A 23917-nucleotide genomic window follows, 5' to 3' on the forward strand; every position below is an offset into this window, starting at 1 on the left:
TTCTTTACGCCGCTCTTTCTTTTTTCGAAAAAAGATAGATTGAACCTATCAGCATAACAAAAATGAATAGAAGGGAAACGGTCAATGATAGAGCAAAATGTTTGTCCGGGCTCCCTGTTAAAAGTAGTTTGCCTGCATGTGTTGAAAGTCTTGCCGGGCTCCACATCATCCATTTTGATAATAAAGAAGTGAGTCCAGAAAGCCCAATTGCTACTAACAACGTCATAAGTGCCACAAAAATATTGGCTCTATATAATGAGCTTAACAGAAGTGTGACCGTCACAAGGAAAACCAACCAGGTCACGTACACCAGTGAGCTCTTTATTAATTCCCCAAACCCAATATCTCCAATTAACACGCCGGTATAATACCAAGAAGCTAGAATTCCCAGTAAAAATGAACCAACTGTCATCAACACGATACTGACCCATTTTGCCGTGATATAATTTGCAAACGAAACAGGTTTTACGAGGATGATATCGGACACGCCACTGTTTTTCTCAGCTGCCACAATTCCCATGAACGCTAGTACTAGTACAAGTACTCCAATTTGACTGTACTGGCCAAAGGTTCCCACGATCACCTCTTGTGGCGTGGGTACTGGTATATCAAAGACCGCGCCTTCTGGCAGTTCACCCGCTGCTTTAATAATCTCCGGCAAATAATACGAGGTAACCGGCTGCATAATTCCTAATAAAATGAAGACAAGCGGAATCCAAAGAATTTTATAATTCCGGGTCATCTCCACCCATTCTTTCTTAAACAATATTGACCATTGCCTCATGATTTCACCACCTTCATGAATACATCTTCGAGGGACGATTGCCCAATTTTAAACGTTGAAACTGGTATTTTTTTAATCAAGATATCTTGTAAAATAGCATTTCTTGCTGCATCAAGCTGATTTACAACGATTGTGGCCGACGTGCGCTCCACAGTCACTTCATGAACCGATTCTATTGAAGTTAAGCCGTTAGCCCAGTCTGTTATATCCTTTTCTGCTTCAATTACGATCACATCATGCTGGTGCTTTTTTCGCAGACCCGTAAGCGAATCACTTAACGCCAATTCACCTTTACGTATAATCACGATATCATCACAAACCTCTTCTGCGTCATGCAACACATGCGTAGAGAACAGGATTGTGGTTTTCTTTTTCAACTCCCGCATCATCTCAATGACCTCACGGCGACCAACGGGATCAAGCGCGGATACTGGTTCATCAAGCATGACAAGCTTTGGTTCATGAATCATCGCCTGCGCAATCCCCAATCGCTGCTTCATTCCACCCGAAAAACCGCCAATCTTCTTTTTCTTCGCATCAGCAAGCCCGACTAATTCTAGTAATTCATCCGCTTTTTGCTGGGATTCCTTTTTTGATAAATGTGCAAGCTGACCGACATAGATTAAAAATTCATTTGCTGACATCCAGTTATAAAAGACCGGATGCTGCGGCAGATAGCCAATGTATTTACGATTATCGCCATTTTCCATGCCATCAAATGCAATTTTTCCTGAGGTTGGGTGAAGAAGTCCCGCAAGCATCCTTAGCGTTGTCGTTTTTCCCGCTCCATTTGGACCAAGCAGTGCGGTACAGCTTCCTTTTTTAATCTCAAAGGAAAGATTATTTACCGCCGTTTCCTTCCCGAATCGTTTTACCAAATTTTCGATTGAAACTAGAGTTTCCGTCATCCTATCTCTTCCTTCCAATGACAAAATAGAGAATTGGACCAATCATACTGACCAAAATAATGACAAACACCCATAAAATCTTTGGTCCATTCGTTTCTTCGCTTCTTGCGAGGTCGATTAAGGCTGTTACCATTAAAATTAATTGAATCACAATAATCGGTGCAATAAGTGCCCAGTTGATACTTTCAAGTCCTGCCATGATGGATCACGTCCCTTTCAAATGTTTTTTCCGAAGATAATACGTTTAGGGTTCGGAAAAAGTTCAGTAGGAATTTAAAAAGATTTCGGAGAGAGGAAAGTAGTTACTGGACCTGTCCCTCCGTCCAAAAAAAACAGCAACCTTTTCTAATATGGTTGCTGTCCCGGAATTTATTCAACGAGATCGGTATGAATGCTAATAAAATAAGATTCTAGCAGAAGCTGAAGCTTGTCTTCCAGGTTGTAATATTCCTGGTCAGCTTTTTCAATCACTTGATAAAAAGGGGCTTCGTCGATTTCCCCATTTTCTAACGCTATGAAATTTCGCCACATATCCTCACCATGTTTTTTTAAAATAATAGCGTAATCCTGCGCACCTATTTTTTCAAAACTATGGGTTAGCTCTGTTATGTACCTTGTGATCCCCACTTCCAAAATATACTCGTGCCACCAGTTCAACAAAGCCTCATGTCCGCCGCTTTCAAGCTCTGAGTAGTACTGGAAAACAAGATAGGCTTCATTTTTGGCTTTATTTTCAGTTGGAAAATCGATATTGCTGATACTGTGGATGACTTCATTCCAGATTTCATCTGTACTTTTCATTTGGTTTGTCCTCTACTTTTTTACCTCATTATACCAAAAAAACCGACTACTCTGTATGAGTAATCGGTTTGAATGTTAGCTAAAGTTGCCACCACAGGGCTAGACTACTGTTTCTCCAAAGTCTTACGCTTTTGCCATTCCGATTGAAGCATCAGTTGAGTTTGCATTTTCCTCATCTTCTGATCCTTCATCGTCAGCAGGAGTGCCTTCTTCATCTGCTGGCTTCTTACTGTCTTCTGGTTTCTCTTCTTCTTTAGGTTGCTTATCTTCTGCAGGCTGTTTGTCTTCTTCCTTACTTGAAGCCTCTTTGTCTTCTGTACCTTTCTCACTATCTTCGAGTTTCGTTACAGATTGACCAAAGTACTCAAGTGGATTGACAGCTACCCCGTTGTTACGGATTTCAAAGTGTACGTGAATTGCTGCCTCAGTATCATATTGATTTTCGCCAGCCATTCCAAGGACTTCACCTTGTTCTACAACGTCACCTTTTGCCACTTTTAAGTCTGCAAGAGATTGATACATTGTGACTACACCGTCAGTGTGCTCGATTTCCACAACATTTCCGTGTAGTGGATCCTTTTCCGCACGTGTTACTGTTCCAGCTAATGATGCAACCACTTCAAAAGATTTGCCGTCTTTAGCGACGATGTCAATTCCTTTGTTAGGGGAATAAATATTGTTATAGACTACAAGAGCCGCTTCTTGCTTTTCTGCTGAAGCCTCTGCGTCATAGAATTCCCTAAACACTTGGATTGCATTTTCGTCAATGACAGGATACTTAAAGTTTTCTGCCGCTTGGTTTACTGGTACACTTGGTTGTTCACCTGTAGCTGTGCCTGGCTGATTTGCGCCATTTTTCACATCATCTGCTACATCGTTATTGCCTGTGAACCATAATACCGCGGTTAAAATAAGTGCTGCACTTACCAAATAGATTGCTGGAAATACCCAACGCTTTCTAAATAAACGTTGTAAACTTGATTTTTGAGAAGTACGTTTCTTTTCTTCCTCTCTCATGTTTATCACCTCAGCAACCATTCTGAACACATTCGCGGAATTATATACATTTTCAAAAAATTTTTTTCGATTATTTTTCGACAAAGCCCAAAATATTATTCATAGATTCGAAAATTTTTCAAAAAAGGGGTCCAATTGGAGGTGTTGTTTGTGGTTTGGGTGTGGTTTTCGTATTTCCGCTGATGATGAAGACCGTTTACCGGTGACGAGTTGGTGTTTAGGTCTTCATAACTCCGATGAAGACCTTTTTGACAGCGCAGGGGCCACGTTCGGGTCTTCATCACCCCGATGAATTCCTTTTTGACAGTGCCGGGGCCACGTTCGGGTCTTCATAACCTCGATGAAGACCTTTTTGACAGCGCCGGGGCCACGTTCGGGTCTTCATCACCCCGATGAAGACCTTTTTGACAGCGCCGGGGCCACGTTCGGGTCTTCATCACCTCGATGAAGACCTTTTCGACAGCCCCGGGGCCACGTTCGGGTCTTCATCACCCCGATGAATTCCTTTTTGACAGTGCCGGGGCCACGTTCGGGTCGTCATAACCACGATGAAGACCTTTTTGACAGCGCCGGGGCCACGTTCGGGTCTTCATCCCCTCGATGAAGAACTTTTCGACAGCCCCGGGGCCACGTTCGGGTCTACATCACCCCGAGGAATTCCTTTTTGACAGTGCCGGGGCCACGTTCGGGTCTTCATCACCCCGATGAATTCCTTTTTGACAGTGCCGGGGCCACGTTCGGGTCTTCATAACCTCGATGAAGACCTTTTTGACAGCGCCGGGGCCACGTTCGGGTCTTCATCACCCCGATGAAGACCTTTTTGACAGCGCCGGGGCCACGTTCGGGTCTTCATCACCTCGATGAAGACCTTTTCGACAGCCCCGGGGCCACGTTCGGGTCTTCATCACCCCGATGAATTCCTTTTTGACAGTGCCGGGGCCACGTTCGGGTCTTCATCACCCCGATGAACGGGATTTAACCTCACTACCCCTCCCGTTTTCCCCTTCATCCCCAATGAATTCAAAAAGCACTCCCTCACTCCCGCGATGAGTGCTATACTATGTAAGTACATTTTAAAAAGGAGAATTCTCATGAAAGCTTTTTTACGACTTCTACTATTACTTGCGCCATTTTTATATATGATCTTTATTTTCATCTTATCTAGCTTGCCCTCAGATGCAATCGTGAACACCCCATATTCCTGGGACAACGCGTTTAAAGAATCACTTCATCTCATCGAATTCGGCATTCTGTACGGTCTGTGGGTATTGTTTTTCCTTGTACAAGGAAAATTCACCCCGAAAACAAGCATCCTGGCTGTGGCCCTCTCAATCGCTTACGGTTTCTCTGATGAGCTTCACCAATACTTTGTCCCGTACCGGTCTGCAACCGTCATCGATCTTGTTAAAGACACTATTGGGGTTCTCGTTCTTTTTTGGATTGTAAAAGTAAGTTATTTTGGAGAAAAGCTGCCCAAATTCAAAAAGCTTCTCCAATGGATAGAAGGTTTGGACGGCAAAAAAGCAGAGGGGAACTAATCCCTCTGCCGTTATTTTTTAACCGTTAATTTATTTACGAAGCTCTCTGTGGTTGAAATTTCCACACCCTGGTAATAATGCGCAACAATCTCTTTGTAGTTCTTTCCTTCTTTCGCCATTCCGTCCGCTCCAAATTGGCTCATCCCAACTCCATGACCGTAACCCTTGGTTTGAATTACGATGTTGTTGCCTTTACGCTCCCATGAAAAATCACTGGATCGAAGTTTTAATTTATTACGCACATCCACACCTGTGAATGTCTTACCCCCAACTTCAACAGTTGCTACACGCTTTGATTCTGTTCTAGAAGTTATCTTGCCAACTTCCATACTGTTACCAAGCTTGATCCCCAACTTTTGCTCAAACTCAGCAACAGGCATTTCTATTTCAGAATGGAACTTCTCTGTATTTACATCCCATGGGCTTTCTACACTTTTTAAGTATGGTACTGCATTCTTCCAAACATTCTCCGAGCTTTCTGTATATCCATTACTTGTCGAGTAAAATACAGCATCAATTGGTTCCCCGTTATAGGTTAAAATTTGCCCTTGCGTTTCCTGTACGGCTTGCCTAATCTTTTCGATTTTCCAATCATACTCACCTTTCCATTCGGCTTTTAATTCCTCATTGTTTTTATATACTTGGTGATCAACCGTATCTGATACATCTGCACCATTTGGCACCTTTAGCTTTTGACCGCTTAGCATTTGTCTCACTACATATGTTCTTGCTGCCAGCGCCTGTGCCTTTAATGCCTCTATTTCAAACTTAGCAGGCATTTCCATCGCTAAGACACCTACCACATATTCCTCAAGCGGCACATTCTCGATCTTCTGTGCACTGACCCGGTGTACAGCCACCTCTACCGTTGGGCCAGAAGCAATTTGAGGCGGTTCTGGATTTGATTGTTTTTCTTCTGCCAGCTTTACCGTTTCCTTATCAGAGAAAGGAATGACGAGCATTGATGGAATCAATAAAATCAAGACAAAAAGGACAGAAACTAGTACAATGATTGGTTTAATCTGTTTCATGAATGCAAGCCTCCACATTAAAATTAATGCATTTCATATGCACCTATATATCAATATTTATGGAAGCGGACAAGCATTTATGACTTAAAAAAATACCTTATATGTATAAATTTAAAAAAGCTAGAGATATTACCATATGTGGGTAATGTCCCTAGCTTTTTGTGGTTAGTCAAAAGTTAACCTTTGCTTCTTCCACAAGGCTTTCTGTTTCTTCAGTTATACGTTCGATGTCAGCACCTAATGCCGCAAGCTTATTGTGGAAGTTCACATAACCACGGTCTAAGTGCTTAAGTTCTGTTACCCGAGTGTAGCCATCTGCAACCAATCCGGAAAGAATAAGTGCAGCAGCGGCGCGTAAATCAGTTGCGGCTACTTCAGCTCCTTGAAGCTGTGATTCTCCGTTGATAATAACAGAACGGCCTTCAATTTTAATTTCACCGTTCATGCGTCGGAACTCTTCGACGTGCATGAAACGATTTTCAAATACAGTTTCCGTAATCATACTTGTGCCCTGCGCACGAAGTAATAATGCCATCATCTGTGATTGCATATCTGTTGGAAAACCAGGGTGTGGCATTGTTTTAATATCGACAGCCTTTAGTTTTTCAGGCCCAATTACACGCAGACCATCTTGTTCTTCAATGATCGTAACGCCCATTTCTTCCATTTTTGCAATTAGTGAACTAAGGTGTTCTGGCACTGCGCCTCGAACAAGGACATTACCGCCTGTAATCGCAGAGGCCACCATAAAAGTGCCTGCTTCAATACGGTCAGGGATAATGTTATGATTTGCTCCATGCAATTCCCTTACACCTTCAATGCGAATTGTTCCAGTGCCTGCGCCTCTGACTTTTGCTCCCATTGCATTTAGGAAGTTCGCAAGGTCGACAATTTCTGGTTCTTTCGCGCAGTTTTCAATGATGGAGACCCCATCAGCAAGTGTAGCAGCCATCATGATATTTTCAGTAGCTCCTACGCTTGGGAAATCCATGTATACTTTTGCACCACGAAGTCGTCCATTGACTTCGGCATCGATATATCCATTTCCTACCTTTACAACTGCACCCATTGCTTCGAATCCTTTTAAGTGCTGGTCTATCGGTCTTGAACCAATTGCACAGCCGCCAGGAAGAGCAACTCTCGCGTGACCATTACGGGCAAGCAATGACCCCATCACAAGTACAGATGCGCGCATTTTTCGAACATATTCAAAAGGTGCTTCTGTTTTTAGCTCTCTTGATGCATCGACAACGATTTGATTGTTTGCAAAATCGACTCTCGCGTTTAAATGACGCAATACCTCATTAATCGTATACACATCTGAGAGCGTGGGTACTTCATTTATCACACTTTTACCATTACTTGCTAATAAGGATGCAGCGATAACTGGTAAAACAGCATTTTTTGCGCCTTCTACTTTAACTGTGCCGTTTAACCTATGACCGCCGCGGACGATGATTTTTTCCAAGGTATTCCCCTCCGCGTCCCATTTTCTATATATTCATATTCATTGATGACAATTGGTGTTCCATCTAACGGTTGTTTATAGAACCCAATCTTTTCATTTTCATTACATTTAGTGGGAAATTTGATTCGCACTGATGTAGTATATGCAAACCACCGGGCAAATGTCTCCATTTGGATGTAGATGCATACCCTCCATCGATCCATAAAAACTTTGGTAAGCACTCTCTAAAACGAAGCATATCCAAAGTATTTTCATGTACAAATTTTACACAAAACCAATTTACATCATATCACTCAGGGATGCTTTGGCACAAGTGAAATTTGTGGGATTTTCGCAATTATTGTCGACAAATATTGGTTATTTCGAGAGATTGTATTTTAGTGAAAACTTTACATAGTTCACATAGTACAAGTAATACGAAAAGGTCCTCTTGTTTATAAGGGTTTGTCTATTTTTTAAATTATTCTAAAAAAACAAGTCGAATTGATGACATTCAAATTCGAATCTGTAAAATAAGGTCCTTCCTATAAACAACCTTTACCTTCTACGGGGTCATTCCAACATTATCCAATGTATTTTTCCTCGCCATTGGCATACTAAGGAATGTTTTTATTTCCTCTCCATACTTACATTTTTTCCAGAACCGTCTTGTGAATACGTGGAAAGTAGTGGAGAACAAAGGCAATAGCATCATTTTGTGACGTTTTTCCGTAAATTACCTGCATAAACAGAAGTGCTTAGTTTTAATCAAGAATACTTGGTAATTGTTGTGACCAGAGGAGGTAATCTAAGAAGAAGTTGCTGACCGTTGATCCGATTGCAATTGTCACAAGAACAAGAAGAACGCGCACCTGGAAAACATGATTCGGCTTTACCAAATGCTCATATCGAATGCTTTGCAGTGCCCACCACGTAATCGTTATAAAAATCAAATGTGAAATAATACTGATAAGTGCTTGATACCCAAAACCTGCTAACATAAAACCTCTCCTTTCATATAAGAAGGAAACTTCCCGAAATCACACCACTCCATTTTAACATCTCCAATAGCAGAAGTCCCCAAAAACAAGCATAGAATAAAAAAAAGGACAGTCCCTGAGTTCTCCATTAAATGAAGAACCACATGAACTGTCCCCTTGGACTTTTATTGTTAGCTGATAAAATCCGCAAAGCTTTCGAACTGTTGAATGAATTCGAAGGCAATGCCTGGGAAAATTCCGAATCCGATTGTTCCAACCACGGCAATAATTACAACAATCAACACACCTAGTGGCAGTTTAATTTTGCTTTCATCTGCTGCTGGTCTAAAGAACATTTGTGTCAGTATTCCGAAGTAATAGAAATACGACACGACCGTTGTTGCAATCATGATTGATGCTAACACATAATGCGCGGGAGTTGTAACAAATAACCCGATGAAAATTTCCAGTTTTCCTATGAAGCCTGCTGTTCCCGGAATACCCGCTAACGAAAGGATGAATACACCTAGCGCAACAGCAAGAACTGGTGAGCGCTTATAAAGTCCTGCAAATTGACTAATATCCTCTGAGTCCGACTTTTGCGAAATCACTTGAAGGATCGCAAAGAATCCGATGCTCATGAAAAGATAGGCCACTAAATAGAACCAAATCGCGTCCATCATAAAATAAGAAAATGCTGCAAATGCTACGAATAAATATCCTGCATGGGCAATACTTGAATATGCCATCATCCGTTTTACATTTCGCTGTCGCAGTGCAACTGTGTTTCCAATAATCATCGTAGCGCCCGCGATAATCGCTAACAGATCTTGAAGGTGAAACAATAAAGATGGTGTCTCTTCATTTCCAGATGGTACTTGAAGAAAGGCTGTTACCACAATTCTTAAAATGATCACAAAACCTGCTGTCTTTGAAACAACACTTAAAAAGGCTGTAACAGGTGTTGGTGCTCCTTGATATACATCTGGTGCCCACATATGAAACGGAGCAGCCGCTATTTTAAAGGACAGCCCTACTACAATCATAAACAGCGCCAGTGCCACAATGTAAATATGCTGTGAATCCTGTAGGCTTCCAAACACCATAAAGATTTCTTTTAAATTCGAGGTTCCTGTTAGACCATACACATAACTGACTCCGAATAAAAAGATTGCTGTTGAAACCGTTCCATTAATCACATATTTCATTGCGGATTCATTTGACAGCTTATTGCGCTTTCGGATTCCGGCCAAAATATAGGACGAAATTGAGAGTAATTCCAATCCGACGAATAATGTAATCAAGTCAGCACTTGATGTCATGATCATCGTACCTAAGAGCGCAGCTAAAAGTAAGTAGTAAAACTCACCGCGGTACTCGCCAATGCCATCCTTAGGTTCGTAGCTCATCGCAAGCAAGATGACAAGACCAGTTCCTACTAATAAAATTAACTTAAACGCAATCGCAAACGAATCAAGTCGGAATGTATCGTACAAAATCGATGTTACGTCATTTCCAATTAAGGACACCGTAAACCCAATTGCAACAAGGATTCCTGCAATCCCGATCCAGCCAAGCAGGCGTCGGTCCTTATCTTTTCCTAAAAATAAATCAAGTAACGATAGAAGGGTTGCAACACCGAGGATGATAAATTCTGGTGCCATCGCTCCCCATTCAAAACTTAGCAAAGTTTCTGTATCCATCGGCTCACCCTCCTAACCCTAGCATGATTGTTTCAAGTGCAACCTGAAGTGGCTGTGTCAGCACGTTAGGATAAACACCAATTAATACGATAAATGCAAGTAATACAAATACCGGAACCATTTCAATCGGACGTAAATCACTAGCGCCCTCATAAGCATGATTTCCTTTTCCATATGTCACATTTAAAACAGCACGCAACAAGTACACAGCTGTCATAATAATGCCGATTGCTCCAACTGCGGCAAGTACTGGCATTTCCTTGAACAGTCCAAGGAAGGCCATAAATTCACTGACAAATCCGGACATTCCAGGTAATCCAAGTGATGCCATTGCCGCTGCTAATAAAAATCCAGCTGTTAGCGGCATTACCTTTGCAAGTCCACCCATCTTGTCAATCTGCGATGTTCCGGCACGCTCATACATGACCCCAATCAAGAAGAAGAATAATGCCGAAATCAAGCCGTGTGACACAACTTGGAATACTGCCCCTTGCACTCCCGCTTCATTCATCGCTCCTAGCCCCATTAACACAATTCCCATATGGGAAATACTCGAGTAGGCAAGAACCATTTTGAAATCTTTTTGAACAAAGGCTAAAAAGGCTCCATACAAAAGGTTGATCACCCCAAGCACAGCAATAATCGGTGCTATTGTGCTGAACTCATCCGGGAAGAATCCCATTCCGAAGCGGATAATCCCGTACGCACCAATTTTCAAAAGGATTCCAGAGTGAATCATAACAATCGATGGTGGTGCTTGTACGTGTACACGAAGCATCCACGTATGTAATGGAAAAATCGGTAATTTGATTCCAAATCCGATGATAATTGCAATCAATAGGCCAAGCTGTAAATCCTCAGAGAATTGACCCGGAATCGGCAGACTATCTTGCGGGCTTGCAAATATCGCTGTAAGTGCCGCAATATTCGTTGTTCCTGCCTTTGCAAAAATGATCATAATCACAATCAGCAAAATCGCAGAACCAAATCCGTTATATATCAAGAAGCTAAACGCTGCTTTTTCTTTTTCGAAATAGCCCCATTTTCCGATCAGGAAGAACGTTGAGATTAAAGTCATCTCGAAGAAAACAAAGAATAAAATCAAGTTTCCTGCTGTAAACACACCAAGCATTCCAAGTTCAAGTAAAAGGAATAGCATAAAATAGCCCTTCCACTCCTTTTTAATATGAATGGATGCAATCGCAGCAAGTGTTGAAATCACTGTTGTTAACAAAACAAGCACTAAGGTTAGGCCGTTAAGTGCCATCTCATAGTTAACTTCCCACGGATTTCCTTTCGGTAAAAATCCAAACCAGTAGGCAGTTTCTTTTAACTTTTCAAGGTCCCCGCCACCTGTATAAAACCCGTATGCATATAGGGCAAGAACAAGGGAAGGGATCGTTGCTAACACCCCAACAAGCTTGATCGTTTTTTCCTCAGTTTTTGGTACAAAAGCAAGTACCGCAATACCTAAAATCGGGAAGAATATTAAAAGTGTAAGAATCAATGAACTCATCTTAAGTACCCCCCTGTCAGCGCCACAACGAGAAGTAAAATTGCTAATCCCACAAAGGCGACGGATGTGTACATTTGGACCTGACCATTTTGAAGCCTAGCCCCAAGCTTTCCGATTCCCTGTGCAGTTGCAGCTACGCCTTTTACAATACCGCCTACTAAAAATTCATCGATAAAACGTAAGAATAAGCTAAATACCTTTGTCGTGTGGACAACAGTCATATTGTAAAATTCATCGATAAAATATTTGTTGTAGACGATGCTGTACAAAGTCGGTGCTCGAGAACTGAAAAAGTCTCTTGAAATTGATTTTCTTTGATACATTGCATATGCGAGCAAGAGACCAAATAGTGATGCAAATGTAGCAACTGCCATTATCCAGCCTGGTCCTTCAATATGTCCCGATCCGTAAAGGTTCGTCCCTTCTGTTAACCAATCCCCTAAAAAGGTTCCAAACCAAGGTGTGTTCACATATCCTGCTACGACTGCAAGGACACCTAAAACAATCATTGGAATTGTCATTGAACTTGGTGATTCTTTTACATTCGTTTGTTCTCCTCTTGACTCACCAGTGAAGACCATGAAGAACAAGCGGAACATATAAAATGCGGTAAAGAATGCTGCAATCACTGCGAGCCAGAACAACACATAATTTCCTTGTACCCAAGTTGCAATAAGGATTTCATCCTTACTGAAAAATCCTGAAAAAAGCGGAACACCACTAATTGCGAGTGTTCCTATTAGGAACAAAGGACCTGTGATGCGTAACTTTTTCCATAATCCGCCCATTTCCTCGATGTTCTGTGTATGGACGGCGTGAATCACGCTGCCCGCTGCCAGGAACAGCAATGCTTTAAAGAAAGCATGTGTCATTAAGTGAAATACCCCTGCCACATATCCAGCCGATCCTAACGCAAGCATCATGTAGCCAAGCTGACTCACGGTTGAATAGGCTAAAACACGTTTAATATCCTTTTGTGCCAAACCAATTGATGCTGCAAAAATTGCGGTAATTCCACCAATCACAGCAACTGTCATCATCGCTGCATTGCTTGCTGCAAATAAAGGGAACGTTGTGGCCACTAAATATACCCCTGCCGCAACCATCGTCGCTGCGTGGATTAATGCTGAAACAGGTGTCGGACCTTCCATCGCATCCGGCAACCAGGTATGAAGTGGGAATTGACCAGATTTACCAACAGCTCCCACAAAAATTAGAATCGCGGTTAAGGTAATCATCGTTGATGAAATTTCACCGTTACTGACAGCGCTAAAAATTTCATCATATTCAAAGCTGTTCACTTGCCAGAATAATAGAATCATCCCGATTAATAGGCCAACATCCCCGATACGCGTCATGATAAACGCCTTTTTCGCGGCGGCTTTTGCTTCTTCCTTATAAAAGTAGAACCCAATTAATAGGAATGAACCGAGTCCAACGAGCTCCCAGAAAATATACGTTTGCAGAAGGTTCGGTGAGAGAACCAAGCCCAGCATTGCGAAGGTAAATAACCCAAGGTACGCATAAAATACCGGAAAGCGCTCGTCTCCATGCATATATCCTTTTGAATAGATATGTACTAAAAGAGCGACAAGCGATACTACCACTAACATAAGTGCATTTAATTGATTGACTTCAAACCCCGCTGTTAAGTGAACATCCCCAATTGATAACCACGTGCTCTCATATTTGTATGTTGGATTCCCTAGTCTCGCAACGAGAACCAACACCGAGTAGACGAATGAGACTAACGTTAGCAGAATGCCAATATAGGCACTTGACTCTTTCATTCGTTTACCGAATATAAGAAGGAACAAAAAAGAGATAAGCGGGAAAAGCGGTATGATCCATGCGTTTTCCATCATCGTATCACAATCCCCTTCTTCGATCTTAGCGCTAAAGACAAGCGGAACCTTTTAGACCACTGCCTTTAACGGATTAATGTTTCATGGAATTCATTTCATCAATGTTAACTGTGCGTTTATTTCGGTACAGTGCCATTAGGATCGCCAGACCAACAGCAAATTCAGCTGCTGCAATGGCAATCGTAAACAGTGCGAAAACCTGCCCGGTAATACCAGGAGCCACCCCATATTTACTAAAAGCCACAAAATTAATATTCACAGCATTCAGCATTAACTCAACGGAGATCAACACGATCACTGTATTTCTTTTTGTGAATGCTCCATAAAGACCAATACAAAACAAAATTAACGCGAGGAGAAGATAGGCTGCTAATGGAATTGAACTCATTCCTCATTCGCCTCCCCTTCATTGTCTTTTTTCGCTAAAATGATTGCCCCCACCAATGCAACAAGCAACACAACAGATGTTAATTCAAATGGAATGACATACTTTGCAAAAAGCTCAATCCCAATTTTCTCTGTATTGTTCACATGAAGGTCGGTTGCCTGCTGGCCAAAATCCAAATCGTAAATACCAAGGTAAACGGCAATGCCAAACGCTAGGATTCCACCAAGAACAAAGAGGGTTCGACGACGACTAACCTTAGGCTCGTTTGTATCATTATGTTTCGTGAGCATGATCCCAAAGAGCATTAAAATCGTGATTGCACCCGAGTAAATCAAGACCTGCACGGCTGCAACGAATTCCGCATGAAGCAGCACATACAAACCTGCGATACTTATGAAGGTGAATACTAATGCAATAACCATGTGGATGACCTTTTGGAGGTTCAGCATCAACACACCGCCGCCAATCGCACTAATTGCTAGGACTATGAATGCTAAAAATTCCCCGGTCACACCTTATTCTCCTTTCTTACATTCGTATCATTTTCATCTAACCACTCAAGGTTTTTAAATAAATCATCACGACTATATTCTGCGAGTTCAAAGTTATTTGTCATGACAATCGCTTCTGTCGGACATACCTCGGTACAAAGATCACAAAGAATACAAATTTCAAAATTGATGTCATACGTATCAATGATTTTCCCTTTTTTAGTCGGATCAGGGTGCTTTTTCCCCGTTAACTGAATACAATCGGTTGGACAAATGTTGGCGCATTGATTACATACGATACATTTTTCCGGATAAAACTTTTGAATACCGCGAAAGCGATCAGGTAGTGGCAGTGGCTCATTCGGATAATCATATGTGACTTTTTTATAGGTTAATTGATTAAGGGTATATTTCATCCCTTTCAGCAAGCCAAACATATTTTGTCACCCCTTTATTAGGTAGTTACTTTAGAAAAATAATTCTTTTATCAAAGCCGATAAGAAAATGTTGGCTAATGCAATTGGAAGCAGTACTTTCCAGCCGAATTCCATCAACCTGTCCGCTCGTAATCGAGGGAATGTAGAACGGAACCAGATTAAGACAAAGATTACCAAGCTAAATTTCAAGGCAAACCAAACGGCTCCCGGAATAAAACCTAAGAATAGTACTGGTTTCCAACCTCCAAGGAAAAGAACAGTCGTTAATGCTGCCATCGCAAACATATACACGTATTCTGCGAGCATGAAGAATGCCCATCTGAATCCTGAGTACTCAATATGGAAACCCGCGACAATCTCTGATTCTGCCTCAGGTAAGTCAAACGGCACACGGTTGAGTTCAGCAACAGATGCGATAAAAAAGACAACAAAAGCAATCGGCTGTGCAAAAATAAACCAAACTTTATCCTGGGCTTCGACGATATCAGAGAGGTTTAAGCTGCCGGATAATAAAATGACTCCGATTACTGACATGACAAGTGGAATCTCATAGGAAATCATTTGTGCAGCTGCACGCATTCCTCCCATAAGGGCATATTTGTTATTTGATGCCCAGCCGCCCGCTACAATTCCAACCGTTGTAATCCCGGAAACGGCAATATAATAGAGTAAGCCCACACCAATATCGGCAAATTTATAGCTATCCGTAAACGGAAGTGCTGCCACAACCATGAAGGCTGGAGCAAACGCAAGCGCTGGCGCAAGAATAAATAACGGTCGGTCCGCTAACTTAGGGATTACGTCTTCTTTTATAAGAAGCTTCAGGACGTCAGCCACTGTTTGTAAAAGTCCCCAGCGTCCGCCAACCTGGTTGGGACCCATCCGTGCTTGCATAAATCCCATGACTTTACGTTCCGCAAGGATTCCATAGGTAACGAACCCTAAGATGACAAAAAGCAAGACAGTTGCAAGTAAAAAGAAAATACCAAAATTCAGCCAACTTGGAGGTGAATTTAGCAGGTTTTCGATCATTACCCATCAACCTCCCCGAGTACAATGTCTATTGCACCTAAGATTGCAATCAAGTTTGCCATATTCTCACCCTTTAAAAGCTTCGGAAGGATTTGAAGATTGTAGAAAGACGGACGTCTAAATTTCAAACGATACGGTTCCTTTTTCCCGTCACTTGAGATATAACAGCCAATTTCACCACGCGGTGATTCAATTCTTACGTATGCTTCACCCTTTGGCGCTTTAATGATTTTCGGAACTTTAGCCATAATTGGTCCTTCTTCAGGGAATTGTTCAACGGCCTGTTCTACTATTTTAAGAGATTCCTCAATCTCAGCCATTCGACAGTGATAGCGCGCCCATGCATCCCCGCCGTCTCTTGTAGGAACATCAAAATCGAAACGGTCGTAAATGGAATATGGCTCATCTTTCCGAAGATCCCATTTCACTCCCGTACAACGAAGGTTCGTACCACTCAAGGAGTAATTCAATGCATCCTCCTTCGTGTATTTCCCTACACCAATAACACGATCCCGGAAAATTTCATTACCTGTAACAAGCTGGTGGTATCCAGGCAGCTGTGATCTCATATAAGGAACAAATTCTTTTACTTTTTCAATCCAGCCTTCAGGTGCATCCCATTTAACTCCGCCAACACGCATGTAGTTAAAGGTAAGCCTTGCCCCAGAAAGCTCATTAAGCAGATTAATAATCATTTCTCTTTCTCGAAACGCATAGAGGAATGGCGTTGTCGCCCCGATATCGAGCAAATACGTTCCCCACCATACAAGATGGCTTGCAATCCGCCCCAATTCCATCGCAAGAATGCGTAAATACTCAGCCCGTTCTGGAACCTCAATGTCCATCATCGTTTCAACAGCATGACAAAGCACATAGTTATTTGTCATCGCCGACAGATAATCCATCCGGTCTGTGTACGGTATAATTTGAGTGTATTGTAAATCCTCAGCAAGCTTTTCAGTACCACGATGCAAATATCCAATTACAGGTGTAGCTTCCTTGATAATTTCTCCGTCTATTTTGACAACAAGACGGAATACCCCGTGCGTACTTGGATGCTGTGGTCCTACATTTAGGAGCATTTCTTCTGTACGAATCATATGCTACACCTCCACATCAAACGGCTCATAGTCTTTTCTAAGTGGATATCCCACCCAGTCGTCCGGCAATAGGATTCGTGTTAAATTCGGATGCCCAGTGAATATGATGCCGAGCAAGTCATATGCTTCTCGCTCTGGCCAATTTGCCCCTTCCCATAATGGCTGTAAGGATGAGGTTATTGGCTCATCACGGTCAAGCTTTACTTTTAACGCAACAGATTGACGGTTTTTATAAGAGTATAGGTGAACATATACTTCCATATGTGTTTGGAAGTCCGTACCATGCAACTCTGAGAGGTAATCGAAGCCAAGCTGTTCATTAAACTTTAAAAACTGTGCAACCTTAAAATATGTATCTGCCTTTGCTACAAGTGTTGGTACGTCTTTTGATAGTGTATTAATATATGAATCTTCTAAAACGTCGCCCCCAAGGTGTTCCGTGATGACTTTCACGTACTTATCCAAATATTTCTGGTTAGGAGACGGCGTTGCCTCTTCAACTTCCTCTTCTGGTGCTGCTCCACCCGCCGCAGCTTTCGCCCGTGCTGCTGCTGCCGCCTTCGCTTTTGCCACAGCAATGGCTTTGGCTTTTTCCTTGGCAAGATCATCTGATCCACCACCGCCGGCTGCTGCTTTTGCTTTCGCCGCTGCTGCCGCCTTGGCCTTTGCTGCTGCTACTGCTTTGGCCTTCGCTTTCGCTAAGTCATCATCATCCGAAGCTGCCCCAGCTTTTTCGGCCGCTTTTTGTTTTGCCAGAGCTGCGGCCTTCGCTTTCGCCGCTGCAACTGCTTTCGCTTTGGCTTTCGCTAAGTCATCATCTCCAGCCGATCCCGCTTCTGCGGCTTTTTGCTTCGCAAGTGCTGCAGCCTTCGCCTTGGCGGCAGCCGCTGCTTTCGCTTTCGCAGTTGCTTTGTCATCTGCTTCAGATGAGCCTCCGGATGCAGCTTCTGCCGCTTTTTGCTTCGCTAGCGCTGCAGCCTTCGCCTTTGCGGCTGCCGCTGCTTTCGCTTTCGCTGTTGCTTTGTTCTCTGATTCAGATGAGTCTCCGGATGCGGATTCTGCGGCTTTTTGCTTTGCTAGCGCTGCGGCTTTTGCCTTTGCAGCAGCCGCTGCTTTCGCTTTCGCGGTTGCTTTGTCATCTGCTTCGGATGAGTCCCCGAATGCGGATTCTGCCGCTTTTTGCTTCGCTAGCGCTGCGGCTTTTGCCTTTGCAGCAGCAGCCGCTTTTTGCTTTGCAAGATCCAAGTCCGCCTCTTCTGATGGTTCTGAACCTTCATCAGAGGCTGCTTCCTCTTCAGCTTGTTGTTTCGCCTTTTGCTTCGCTAACGCTGCCGCCTTGGCTTTCGCGGCTGCCGCTGCTTTCGCCTTTGCAATATCTATATTTTCTTCCTTGGATTCATCTTCTTTTTTCGCTTTTACTGCCTGTTTTTCAGCTAGTCGCTTTCTTGCAGCTTCTTTTGCCTTCTCAGCAGCCTCCCGCTTAAGTTGTTCCAGGTCCTTTTCTTCGCTCACGCTAAATCACCTTCTTCCCCGTCTTAGCCTCATAGCGAATCTTTTCTCTTAATTTATTAATCCCGTAAATTAATGCAGCTGGATTTGGAGGACAGCCAGGTATGTACACATCAACCGGCACAATTTGATCTACCCCTTTTACAACTGCATATGATTTCACATATGGCCCCCCTGCTGTTGCACATGAACCCATCGCAATTACCCATTTTGGCTCAGGCATCTGGTCATATAATCTCTTTAAAACTGGCGCCATTTTCTTCGTCACCGTACCAGAAACAATCATACAATCGGACTGACGAGGGGATGTACGGAAAAAGGAACCAAATCGGTCTAAATCATAGTGGGAAGAACCTGTCCCCATCATTTCAATCGCACAACAAGCCAGACCAAATGTAAGTGGCCACAACGAATTACTTCGTGCCCAACCTTTCACCTGCTCCAGCGTCGTCAAAAATACACTTCTCTTTAACTCTTCCATCTCTAAATCTGAAATACCATCAATTTTTAAATCCATTTCAACACGCCCTTCTTCCAAGCATATACTAAGCCGATAACGAGCATTACAACGAAAATGAACATCTCAACTAATGCGAAAATTCCGAGTTTTTCGTAGGCAACAGCCCATGGATATAAAAATACTGTCTCAACATCAAAAATAACAAACAATAGTGCAAAAATATAATAGCGTACATTAAACTGTACTCTTGAATCATGGAATGGCTCAATTCCACTCTCATATGTAGTAGCCTTCTCCACACTCGGTGCATGCGGCCGAAGTAATTTCCCCAGAAACAACGCCACAATCGGGAGTAAAATTCCCAACAACAAGAAGACAAACACAATCATATAACTGTTCAAATACTGATTCAAAAGATCTTCCATGCAGCCCCCTCCGATATCCCCCATTGTTTTATTACCAAAATATTAAGAATGTAACCGAATACATTATATCACTTTACCTGACCAAGTGTCGACCAATCCTTCCACTTATTCTATGAAATTACCATTTTTGACAAATTGGGGAAAAGCAGGTGGTAAAATCCCGTTTCCCCAAAGGATTTTGCCACATTTCCCTCATTATCCATAGCTTTATTTTGGCTTATATTACTCCTTTGAATCCACAACCTTATTCAATCCCCCAAACCCATTCTTCCAAAAGTTTTTAATACAATCTATACTTATAGACTATTGTCCAAGAACGAAAATTATCAGCCATAAATCAAAATTATTGTCCAAAAACGAAAAAAGGACTACTCCAAAGTAGCCCATAACTCACATTTACTCTTCAAACTCAATCTTCACCTCAAGCTCTTTCAAAAACTTCGGTGCGTCCTGTTTATAGGTGACCACCATAATATCTTCCACAGCCAAATCAGCTTTAATTTGAATTACATATTGATTAATGGTACCATCCACTCTTTTTGAAGCATTTTCTGAATAATAGGCTTTTCCATTTGTGTCTTCAATCCAGATGCCATTTGCCTGCATATACGCATTATCTCCGTTTGTCTCGACCGTAAGCGTGACTAAACCATTTTCATTCTTCATTTCCAAAATTGACGTTTCTCCGATTTCCCTTTGTGAAAGTGTCAGTTTTTCGCCTTCCCACTTCCCTTTAACTTCTACTGGCATTTCCTCATTTGCTTCTATTAAATAAGGCTTAAGCGTTAATGACTTTGGTACAGTTTCAAGAGGTTCAAAATAATAGGTCATTGTCTGCAACAACCTTCCGTCCTTTGAGGGACTCCCTCCTCCACCGCCACTTAAAGGCTGCAGAATACGCCCTTGGTCATCCACTACCTGATAGTCCAACCACTCATACTTTTGATTTTCAAAGGTTTTGATATCCATCACCTGTCGAAATGCGATTTCCGTACTGGTTGGGAAAAATGTTACCTTATCCACATGCATTGTTAAATCCTTCGTTTCTACCGTTTCATTGACTAAAAAGGCGCGATTATCCCCTTGTTTCGTGATTGGTAATTTTACATTTAGCGATTTTTCATTAAGAGATTGGAGTCCAAGCGTAAACTCTTTAGGAAGTTCACGATCAATTTTAATGCTGATAACACCAGCATAATCACCATTTTCCAAAACTTTTCCACGCTCACCCATGCCATAATCTACTTGTTTACCATCTACAGTAATCTTAAGTGGCGATAATAAATCAGCAGTATTTGACGGCTCGTCAGTATAAGATTCAACAAGATACCCTATATGAATCTGTGAGCCATCATAAAGACTCTCTGTGAAAGTAATCACTTGCCCATCGACTTCAACTTGCTGCCCTAACAATGTAGTCAGCCCTTCTTCTTCTCCCTTTTTTGTACCAATATCCCCGACCATTTTAAAAATAGAACCAATCACTGGAACAGACCTCATCGTTTCGGCCAAAGTTGGTGACATAAAGGATACCCCAAATAAAAGAAACCCCACCAATAATACTGCAGCAACTGGATAATAAAAGCGTGGAAATCTCTTCTTTTTCGGAAGGGAGCGGAGTGTTTCATTCATACGCTGTTCCACACTTCCGGGAACCTGTAGGTTCGCCTTCAGCTTTATTTGCTCTTCCCATTTTTCCATGATGATCCTTCCTCCTTTTCATCCCATAGTTCACGCATTTTTTCACGGGCACGACGCAATCTAGTTTTAATCGTATTTTCCGGAGCCTCATAGATTTGGGATAGTTCTATAATGGAAATCCCCTCAATATGAAAAAGCTTCAATATTTGAGAATCCTCCTCCGATAATTTGTTTAACATCTCTTTAACTTCAACCTCTTCAAAACCGCGCTCATTTATTTGCGGTTCTAGCCATTCCTCCATATGAATGACATTCTTTTTCTGCCTTAACAGCTGATAGCACTCATTTAAAACAATTCGGCACAGCCAGCTTTTAAAATAGGCAGGTTCTCTTAACGTATCAATCTTTTGGTATGCTTTGATGATTGCCTCTTGCATCACATCCGCGCAATCCTCGTCATTGGTTAAAATTGTTTTCGCAACACGATACATCAAAAGCTTATGGGCCACAATCAATTTTTCAAAGGAAGATTTGCTCCCACGCCTTGCCTTTTTCACTTCTTTTGCGATATCCAAAGTATGCTCTCCTTTCCGAGTCGACCTAATCCTTAGATACAAGAAAAAGGCAAAAGGTTTCAACAAAACAAAAAACTACTTAAAACATTCATTTAAATTTCTGCACTCATATCATATTTAAGCGGAGATTTTCCCGTTAAAGTCAGAAAAGAGCTCGTTTCGGGATAAATAAGGGTAGGTTTTCCGGTTATGCAAAAGAAAATCCCCCATTTTTATACTTTTCAAGGCCATAAGCGGAAAATTCTTCCTCTATTTAAGCCCTTTTTGATAATAAATTCTGATTAAGAGGAAATTTTCCTTCTATTTATCAAGTATAATGCATTTACTTGATCCCAAACCCGAAAACACAAAAGCCCCCAAAGCCAAAGGCCCTGGGGGTTTCCAATACTAAAATTAGTATTTCTTTTGTGTTATATTTAATCGATTGATGGCACGTTTTAAAGCGAGCTCAGCTCGTTTAAAATCAACATGATCTTGTTTCGCCTGTAAACGTTGTTCCGCACGATGCTTTGCTTCTTCGGCACGATGAACATCGATATGTTCAGGTGTTTCAGCAGCTTGAGCAAGGATTGTTACTTGGTCTGGACGAACCTCGAGAAAGCCTCCACTTACAGCCACAAGTTCAGTGTTGCTTCCCTTCTTAAGTCTAACTGCCCCAACTTGAAGAGGAGCAACCATAGGAATGTGTCCGGGTAAAATACCAAGCTCACCGCTCTGAGCTTTGGCACTTACCATTTCCACATCAGCTTCATAAACTGGGCCATCAGGAGTCACGACATTGACTTTTACTGTCTTCATTTTACACCCTCCTAGGTCCCGTTAATTAGGCTTCAATACCCATGCGCTTTCCAGCTTCTACTGCTTCTTCAATTCGACCAACTAGACGGAACGCATCTTCAGGAAGATAGTCGTATTTACCTTCTAGGATTTCCTTGAATCCACGAACAGTTTCTTTAACTGGAACATAAGAACCAGGTTGACCAGTGAACTGTTCAGCAACGTGGAAGTTTTGAGATAAGAAGAATTGGACACGACGCGCACGGTGTACGACTAACTTATCCTCATCACCTAACTCATCCATACCTAAGATTGCAATGATATCTTGTAGTTCACGGTAACGTTGTAAAGTTGATTGTACTTGACGCGCAACTTCATAATGCTCATCTCCAACAATCTCTGGAGATAATGCACGAGAAGTAGATGCCAATGGATCCACCGCTGGGTAAATACCCATCTCAGAAAGCTTACGCTCAAGGTTAGTTGTTGCGTCTAAGTGAGCAAACGTTGTAGCTGGAGCCGGGTCAGTATAGTCATCGGCAGGAACGTAAATCGCTTGGATTGACGTAACAGATCCAACGTTTGTAGATGTAATACGTTCTTGTAATTTACCCATCTCAGTTGCAAGTGTTGGTTGGTAACCAACGGCAGATGGCATACGTCCAAGTAGGGCTGATACTTCAGAACCTGCTTGAGTGAATCGGAAAATGTTATCGATGAAGAATAACACGTCTTGGCCTTGCTCATCACGGAAGTATTCCGCCATTGTAAGACCGGTTAAAGCTACACGCATACGAGCTCCTGGTGGTTCGTTCATTTGACCGAATACCATTGCTGTTTTTGAAATAACTCCAGAGTCTTTCATTTCGTAGTATAAGTCGTTTCCTTCACGAGTACGCTCACCTACACCAGCGAATACGGAAATACCACCGTGTTCTTGTGCGATGTTGTTGATAAGTTCTTGGATAAGAACCGTTTTACCAACTCCCGCACCACCGAACAGACCGATTTTACCACCTTTAATATATGGAGCAAGAAGGTCTACTACCTTAATACCTGTTTCAAGAATTTCAACCTCAGTTGAAAGTTGTTCAAATGTTGGTGCTTCCCTATGAATTGCATCACGACGTGCATCAGCAGCTACTGGTGCATCAAGGTCAATATTCTCACCTAGTACGTTAAATACACGTCCAAGAGTTACATCCCCAACTGGTACAGAAATTGGCTTACCAGTGTCAGTAACCTCTAATCCACGTACTAGACCGTCTGTTGATGACATCGCAACTGTACGTACAGTGTCATCACCTAAGTGAAGCGCAACTTCAAGTGTTATAGTGATATCTACTTCATTTTCAGTACGCGCTTTATTATTAATTGTAAGGGCGTTATAAATTTCAGGAAGATGTCCGCTGTCAAACTGTACGTCTACAACAGGGCCCATAACTTGGGTAACGCGTCCTTTTGTCATCGTTTTCCCTCCTAACTTACTTTT

General features: G+C 42.2%; 24 protein-coding genes. 1 reads left to right on the forward strand and 23 read right to left on the reverse strand.

Annotation, left to right across the window (positions count from 1 at the left end; translation table 11 throughout):
* Window positions 1-4: 4 nt before the first annotated feature.
* From LKW28_RS04610 to LKW28_RS04630, 5 genes are all read right to left on the reverse strand, one after another.
* Window positions 5-784 (reverse strand): ABC transporter permease, encoded by a 780-nt coding sequence (locus tag LKW28_RS04610; protein WP_229139178.1) that lies wholly within the window; start codon window positions 782-784, stop codon window positions 5-7.
* The gene (locus LKW28_RS04615; protein WP_229139179.1) at window positions 781-1692 is read right to left on the reverse strand and encodes an ABC transporter ATP-binding protein; all 912 of its coding nucleotides are present in this window, start codon (window positions 1690-1692) and stop codon (window positions 781-783) included. Before LKW28_RS04615 ends, LKW28_RS04610 begins: the two co-directional genes overlap by 4 nt.
* Before the next feature lies 1 nt (window position 1693).
* On the reverse strand, window positions 1694-1891 hold the full coding sequence (locus tag LKW28_RS04620; RefSeq protein WP_229139180.1) for a PLD nuclease N-terminal domain-containing protein: 198 nt from the start codon (window positions 1889-1891) through the stop codon (window positions 1694-1696).
* A 170-nt stretch (window positions 1892-2061) separates the two neighbouring features.
* On the reverse strand, window positions 2062-2493 hold the full coding sequence (locus LKW28_RS04625) for a DMP19 family protein (protein WP_229139181.1): 432 nt from the start codon (window positions 2491-2493) through the stop codon (window positions 2062-2064).
* A 123-nt stretch (window positions 2494-2616) separates the two neighbouring features.
* Entirely contained in the window at window positions 2617-3510 is an 894-nt protein-coding gene (locus tag LKW28_RS04630; protein ID WP_229139182.1) for a M23 family metallopeptidase, read from the reverse strand.
* A gap of 1091 nt (window positions 3511-4601) precedes the next feature.
* Here LKW28_RS04630 and LKW28_RS04635 point away from each other — a divergent pair.
* Entirely contained in the window at window positions 4602-5048 is a 447-nt protein-coding gene (locus tag LKW28_RS04635) for a VanZ family protein (RefSeq protein WP_229139183.1), read from the forward strand.
* Between the two features lie 11 nt (window positions 5049-5059).
* Here LKW28_RS04635 and spoIID read toward each other — a convergent pair whose 3' ends face one another.
* The 18 genes from spoIID to atpD form a co-directional block, all read right to left on the reverse strand.
* Window positions 5060-6079, reverse strand: a complete 1020-nt coding sequence (gene spoIID, locus LKW28_RS04640; RefSeq protein ID WP_229139184.1) for a stage II sporulation protein D — start codon at window positions 6077-6079, stop codon at window positions 5060-5062.
* A 169-nt stretch (window positions 6080-6248) separates the two neighbouring features.
* Window positions 6249-7547 (reverse strand): UDP-N-acetylglucosamine 1-carboxyvinyltransferase, encoded by a 1299-nt coding sequence (murA, locus tag LKW28_RS04645; protein WP_229139185.1) that lies wholly within the window; start codon window positions 7545-7547, stop codon window positions 6249-6251.
* A 743-nt stretch (window positions 7548-8290) separates the two neighbouring features.
* The gene (locus LKW28_RS04650; protein WP_229139186.1) at window positions 8291-8527 is read right to left on the reverse strand and encodes a DUF1146 family protein; all 237 of its coding nucleotides are present in this window, start codon (window positions 8525-8527) and stop codon (window positions 8291-8293) included.
* Window positions 8528-8697: 170 nt separating this feature from the next.
* Window positions 8698-10209 (reverse strand): NADH-quinone oxidoreductase subunit NuoN, encoded by a 1512-nt coding sequence (gene nuoN, locus LKW28_RS04655; protein WP_229139187.1) that lies wholly within the window; start codon window positions 10207-10209, stop codon window positions 8698-8700.
* Between the two features lie 4 nt (window positions 10210-10213).
* Window positions 10214-11725, reverse strand: coding sequence for a complex I subunit 4 family protein (locus LKW28_RS04660; RefSeq protein ID WP_229139188.1), 1512 nt, complete (start codon window positions 11723-11725; stop codon window positions 10214-10216).
* A complete protein-coding gene (gene nuoL / locus LKW28_RS04665; RefSeq protein WP_229139189.1) occupies window positions 11722-13590 on the reverse strand; it encodes an NADH-quinone oxidoreductase subunit L in 1869 nt (622 codons plus the stop codon). The genes LKW28_RS04660 and nuoL overlap by 4 nt, the downstream gene beginning before the upstream one ends.
* 73 nt (window positions 13591-13663) lie before the next feature.
* Window positions 13664-13978, reverse strand: a complete 315-nt coding sequence (gene nuoK, locus LKW28_RS04670) for an NADH-quinone oxidoreductase subunit NuoK (protein ID WP_229139190.1) — start codon at window positions 13976-13978, stop codon at window positions 13664-13666.
* Window positions 13975-14490 (reverse strand): NADH-quinone oxidoreductase subunit J, encoded by a 516-nt coding sequence (locus LKW28_RS04675; protein ID WP_229139191.1) that lies wholly within the window; start codon window positions 14488-14490, stop codon window positions 13975-13977. The genes nuoK and LKW28_RS04675 overlap by 4 nt, the downstream gene beginning before the upstream one ends.
* Window positions 14487-14906: an NADH-quinone oxidoreductase subunit NuoI gene (gene nuoI / locus LKW28_RS04680; RefSeq protein ID WP_136380709.1), complete on the reverse strand. Its 420-nt coding sequence runs from the start codon at window positions 14904-14906 to the stop codon at window positions 14487-14489. The genes LKW28_RS04675 and nuoI overlap by 4 nt, the downstream gene beginning before the upstream one ends.
* Window positions 14907-14936: 30 nt before the next feature.
* On the reverse strand, window positions 14937-15938 hold the full coding sequence (gene nuoH, locus LKW28_RS04685) for an NADH-quinone oxidoreductase subunit NuoH (RefSeq protein WP_229139192.1): 1002 nt from the start codon (window positions 15936-15938) through the stop codon (window positions 14937-14939).
* Entirely contained in the window at window positions 15938-17038 is a 1101-nt protein-coding gene (locus tag LKW28_RS04690; protein ID WP_229139193.1) for an NADH-quinone oxidoreductase subunit D, read from the reverse strand. Before LKW28_RS04690 ends, nuoH begins: the two co-directional genes overlap by 1 nt.
* A 3-nt stretch (window positions 17039-17041) precedes the next feature.
* Window positions 17042-18550 (reverse strand): NADH-quinone oxidoreductase subunit C, encoded by a 1509-nt coding sequence (locus LKW28_RS04695; RefSeq protein WP_229139194.1) that lies wholly within the window; start codon window positions 18548-18550, stop codon window positions 17042-17044.
* 1 nt (window position 18551) lies between these two features.
* Window positions 18552-19064, reverse strand: coding sequence for a NuoB/complex I 20 kDa subunit family protein (locus LKW28_RS04700; RefSeq protein WP_229139195.1), 513 nt, complete (start codon window positions 19062-19064; stop codon window positions 18552-18554).
* A complete protein-coding gene (locus LKW28_RS04705) occupies window positions 19055-19432 on the reverse strand; it encodes an NADH-quinone oxidoreductase subunit A (protein ID WP_229139196.1) in 378 nt (125 codons plus the stop codon). Before LKW28_RS04705 ends, LKW28_RS04700 begins: the two co-directional genes overlap by 10 nt.
* A 396-nt stretch (window positions 19433-19828) precedes the next feature.
* Entirely contained in the window at window positions 19829-21133 is a 1305-nt protein-coding gene (locus tag LKW28_RS04710) for a DUF4179 domain-containing protein (protein WP_229139197.1), read from the reverse strand.
* Entirely contained in the window at window positions 21109-21648 is a 540-nt protein-coding gene (locus tag LKW28_RS04715; protein WP_229139198.1) for an RNA polymerase sigma factor, read from the reverse strand. Before LKW28_RS04715 ends, LKW28_RS04710 begins: the two co-directional genes overlap by 25 nt.
* Before the next feature lie 393 nt (window positions 21649-22041).
* Window positions 22042-22446 (reverse strand): F0F1 ATP synthase subunit epsilon, encoded by a 405-nt coding sequence (locus LKW28_RS04720; RefSeq protein WP_229139199.1) that lies wholly within the window; start codon window positions 22444-22446, stop codon window positions 22042-22044.
* A 25-nt stretch (window positions 22447-22471) separates the two neighbouring features.
* On the reverse strand, window positions 22472-23893 hold the full coding sequence (gene atpD / locus LKW28_RS04725; RefSeq protein ID WP_229139200.1) for a F0F1 ATP synthase subunit beta: 1422 nt from the start codon (window positions 23891-23893) through the stop codon (window positions 22472-22474).
* Between the last annotated feature and the right edge of the window lie 24 nt (window positions 23894-23917).

Origin of the sequence: Bacillus sp. REN16 (assembly GCF_020731355.1) — a bacterium.
Lineage (GTDB): Bacteria > Bacillota > Bacilli > Bacillales > Bacillaceae_L > Ferdinandcohnia.